Raw genomic sequence first — 3,496 nt, forward strand, 5'->3', positions numbered from 1 at the left:
AGATCGCGGTGATCGTCCTGGCCGTACTGCGCCACGACCACCGCCTGGCCGACATGGCCGGCGGCAACAACATCTCCGAGTCTTGCTGACGGCGGTCCGCGGCGCATCGCGGGCAGCTTCCTAAGCGGGAGCAGCATCATGCTCAGCTGGTGGCTGTCGCGATAGCGGTTGCTGAGCATGGCCTCGGCTCGTTCAGCGTCCTGGGCTGACTCGGCAAGGATGGTCTCGACCGGGACTTGGGTGTGTCGCCTCGCCCCCATCCGGCATATATTTCGATTATCGAGTGATCGCCCCTATCGTCGGTTCATCATGTCCGGTCACCCGTCGGGGGAACACACCGAGTGAACAGACGCACCAAGGCGCTCCGCTCTCTGGCCACCACCAGCGCGATCGCCGGGCTGATCACAACGACCGCCGTGGTCGACACGGCCAGTGCATCGGCGGCCGGTCCGACCGCATCGCGCTGGACGGCTGCGGCAGCGCAGCAGTTCTGGACCAACGAGCGTATGGCCGAGGCGAAGCCGTTTCCTGATGTCCCGGGGGTGCCCTCGTCACCGCGTACTCTTTCCGGCCGCCTGACGGGCGGACGCCCGACGAGCTCGCCCTTCGGTGGGTTGGCGATGATCGGGCGGATGTATATGCGACGCGGCAGTGGCTCCTACTTCTGCACCGCAAGCGTGATCAAGAGCCCGCACCACAACATCGTGCTGACCGCCGGACATTGCCTGGACGCCAAGACCAGGAGCAGTTCGATGGCTTTCGTGCCACAGTGGACCGCGGCCAACCCGCGACCGCACGGAATCTTCCCTGTCCGCACCGACTCCGCAAACCGCAGCCGGATCTGGATCGATCAGCGCTACTACGACCGCGGGCATATCAAGGGCGCGCCGTGGGATGTGGCGTTCGTCCAGGTCGATGCCCGCGACGACGGCAAACAGGTACAGGACGTCGTAGGCGGCAACACCCTGGCCACCAGGCGCGGTTACGCCTTTGCCCGTGTCAGGCTGGTCGGCTATCCGGGCTCGGATCGGCAACCATTGACCTGCACCAACTCCACGACACGGTTCACGCCCACGGACCGCACGCCCGGGTCGTATCTCCGCATCGCCTGCAACGGCTACCGGCCCGGTACGAGCGGCAGCCCCTTCTTGGCCAACTTCAATACGCGCACCGGGACGGGCGAGGTGGTGGGGAGCATAGGCGGTTGGAAGACGGGTGGGCCCACCGCCGACGTCTCCTACAGCCCGAACTTCGGCTCCGACCTCCAGCATCTGTACGACGCGGCGGTGGCCGGCTCCCCGCCGGCCCGGCCCCGCACACTGCCGGGCGCGCCACACTGAGGCGGAACGGGCATCCCCTGGGCCCTCCGTGCCGTCCCCTGGGCTTGACCCACTTCGAAGGCCGCACCTAGAGAGGCTGGCACCACCATGTCAGCCTCTTCTCCGCCGCACACGCTTTCTCTGCACTCTTGGGCTTGATCCGCTTTGACGGACATTCGAGATCAGGGGTTCTGCCCCGGGAGGATGTCCATCATGGAGAGTATGGGGAAGAAGAAGCCTCGCCCTCGTCGCTCGTTCACGCCGGAGTTCAAGGCGGAGATCGTCGAGCTGTGCCGAGGGTGAGGAAGGCAACCCATGGCGCGACGACCGCAGTCAATCGGCACCGACAGCCAGAACGGCGGGTGCCTGGCCCTGCACGACGACATCGACTCAGTGAACGTCATCGTTCAGGGGCCGCCGCTCACCGACCTGGACGTCCTCGCCCAGCTGCAGCACCTGGGGGCCGACGACCTGGCCGTGGTGGTGCCGCGGGAGCTGCTCGTCAACCACGGCCCGAAGGAGGTGCAGCGCGTGCCCAAGCGCATCGGCCTCGAAGTGTTCGGCCGGCTCTTCGAGACCCGGCGGGGCTACGCCTCCGACCGCGAAGACCCTTCGTGCACGGTGTAGCTCCAAACTGGTACGGCGGAGATGGACCTCGACAGCGACTGGTGCAAGAACATCAGCCGGCAGCCGGTCAGCGGCAAGTACGTCGGGCGTGTCCGCGTCGTCGACAACCCACCCACCGAGGGACAGCTGAATCTGCTGGACTACGCGCGCTGCAACGCCGCAACCGGTGAGGACGTCCGCAATCTGTGGCGCGAGGACGCCGAGCGAGCCCACCTGCCCGCCGAGGACTTCTGGGTCTTCGGCAGCCGCCTCGTCGCCGTCCTGCGCTTCGACGACGCCGACGTGTTCCACGACGTCGAGGTCATCACCGAGCCCGCCGAGGTCCTGCGGTACTGCCAGGTCCGTGACGCCGCGGTTCACCACGCCGTGCCCTACGACCAGTTCGCCGCCCGACTGCGCGCCCAGGGAAAGAGAGCAACGCCGGTGACCGACGTCCAGCATGCCCGCGAGACTCTCGGACTTCGTCTGCGGGAACTGCGGCACGCTGCCCGTGAAGGCCGGCTCACCGGCACGCAGGTCGCCCTCCGGCTCGGCTGGCCCCACTCCAGGGTCTACAAGCTGGAGGGCGGCCGGCAGACCGCGACCAGGGAAGACCTCCGCGCCTGGGCTGGCGGCGCCGGGCTGCCCGACGCCGACGACGAACTCGACTCCCGGCTGAAGGGCTTCGAATCCCACATCAAGTCCTGGCGCCGTCAGCCCGCCGCGGGCCACCGGCCCGTACAGGACAGCTGGAACCTGGAAGTGTCCGCTCCACGGTCATATACGCGTGAGAGGAAGCCGTCGTCCCCGGCATGCTCCAGACCGCCGACTACGCCCGGCACATGTTCCTCAGGTACGCGGAACTGCAGCGCACGGTGCGCGACACCGACGATGCCGTCCGCGCCCGCATGAAGCGGCAGGACCGGCTGTACGAGGGCGGCCGCATGTTCCACGCCCTCATCTGGGAGGCGGCTCTACACGCGCTGATCTGTCCGCCCGCCGTCCTCGCGAGCCAACTCGACCGGCTCATGGGGGTGGTCGGCATGGACACGGTGGAGCTGGGCGTCGTCCCCCTCGGTGCGTCGCTGAGAATTCCCGCCGCCAACCGCTTCTGGGTGCTGGATGAGCGGCTGGTGAACGCGGAGGACCGGCATGCGGAGCTGCGGCTCGACGACGCCGACTCGGTCGCCACGTATTTGCAGGCGTGGCGCACGCTGCGGGAGTCGGCCGCGTACGGGGCCGACTCCCAGAACGTCATCCACCGCGCCCGGCGGGCTGTGAACCCGCGCTGACCCCGAGCACGGCAGAAGCCCCCGTCCTCGCCCGGCCCGAACGCCCCTTGATGATCCTGGCTGCACTCGGAATCTCGGTGTGCCTCGTGACTCTCGTGATTTTGGCGCTCGCATGGGGGGCAGATGGTCCGTCTCCCTCGGTGGACAGCTCGGCATCTGCAGGAACGTCGTTACCCTCGGCGGCCCCCTAGGAGCTGTCTTCAAATGTCACGCCCACATCAGGAGCGAGGCGAGGGTGACGGCTGCCTGGTAGGACTCGGCGGTCTTGTCGTAGCGGGT

General features: G+C 67.7%; 3 protein-coding genes and 1 pseudogene. All 4 read left to right on the forward strand.

The features are described 5' to 3' along the window. The first annotated feature begins 341 nt into the window (after positions 1-341). The 4 genes and pseudogenes from ABT300_RS42405 (at position 342) to ABT300_RS44660 (ending at position 3,217) form a co-directional block, all read left to right on the forward strand. Positions 342-1,340, forward strand: a complete 999-nt coding sequence (locus tag ABT300_RS42405) for a trypsin-like serine peptidase (RefSeq protein WP_351688045.1) — start codon at positions 342-344, stop codon at positions 1,338-1,340. Between the two features lie 294 nt (positions 1,341-1,634). After that, positions 1,635-2,348: pseudogene (locus ABT300_RS42410) on the forward strand (DUF6879 family protein); the annotation flags it as partial. Positions 2,349-2,369: 21 nt separating this feature from the next. Then, positions 2,370-2,837 (forward strand): helix-turn-helix domain-containing protein, encoded by a 468-nt coding sequence (locus ABT300_RS44655; protein ID WP_502978121.1) that lies wholly within the window; start codon positions 2,370-2,372, stop codon positions 2,835-2,837. Next, the gene (locus ABT300_RS44660; protein WP_502978120.1) at positions 2,768-3,217 is read left to right on the forward strand and encodes a Scr1 family TA system antitoxin-like transcriptional regulator; all 450 of its coding nucleotides are present in this window, start codon (positions 2,768-2,770) and stop codon (positions 3,215-3,217) included. The genes ABT300_RS44655 and ABT300_RS44660 overlap by 70 nt, the downstream gene beginning before the upstream one ends. Positions 3,218-3,496: the final 279 nt, after the last annotated feature.

This window comes from Streptomyces sp. NPDC001027 (genome assembly GCF_040299045.1).
In the GTDB taxonomy this organism is placed as follows: domain Bacteria; phylum Actinomycetota; class Actinomycetes; order Streptomycetales; family Streptomycetaceae; genus Streptomyces.

Bases quoted from the DNA above. Each gene is read 5' to 3' on its own strand.
- ABT300_RS44660 (WP_502978120.1), top strand. From the start codon at position 2,768: ATGTTCCTCAGGTACGCGGAACTGCAGCGCACGGTGCGCGACACCGAC.